Origin of the sequence: uncultured Psychroserpens sp. (assembly GCF_947492715.1) — a bacterium.
Lineage (GTDB): Bacteria > Bacteroidota > Bacteroidia > Flavobacteriales > Flavobacteriaceae > Psychroserpens.
In genome coordinates this window covers 1-368 of the sequence record NZ_CANLNS010000023.1, presented here as the reverse complement: position 1 = coordinate 368, position 368 = coordinate 1, and the positions used below count along the sequence as shown (strand labels likewise).

1 protein-coding gene is annotated in these 368 nt (G+C 42.4%); it reads right to left on the bottom strand.

Features of this window, described 5'->3' with window-relative positions:
- Positions 1–368 (bottom strand): hypothetical protein (locus tag Q0787_RS19250; protein ID WP_298905078.1); only part of this gene is annotated, 368 nt, incomplete at both ends.

Sequence of the window (368 nt, the reverse complement as noted above, 5' to 3'; positions counted from 1 at the left end):
GTTGGTGCTGTGGTGTCATCTATAATCACATTCTGATCTTGCGTGCTTGTGTTTCCGTTACCATCATCATAAGTCCACGTCACTATCGTTGTTGTCCCTTCCCCTGAGATTGGTAATGTTGCATTATGACTTACAGTTACTGTGCCTCCGCAATTATCTGTAGCTGTTGGTGCTGTTAATGTTGTGACTTCACATTCTGCTGTGATATCTGATAAACTTACCGCATCTGGTGTTGGTGCTGTCGTGTCATCTATAATCACGTTTTGATCTTGTGTGCTTGTATTTCCGTTGCCATCATCATAAGTCCACGTCACTATTGTTGTTGTCCCTTCGCCTGAAATTGGAAGTGTTGCATTATGACTTACAGT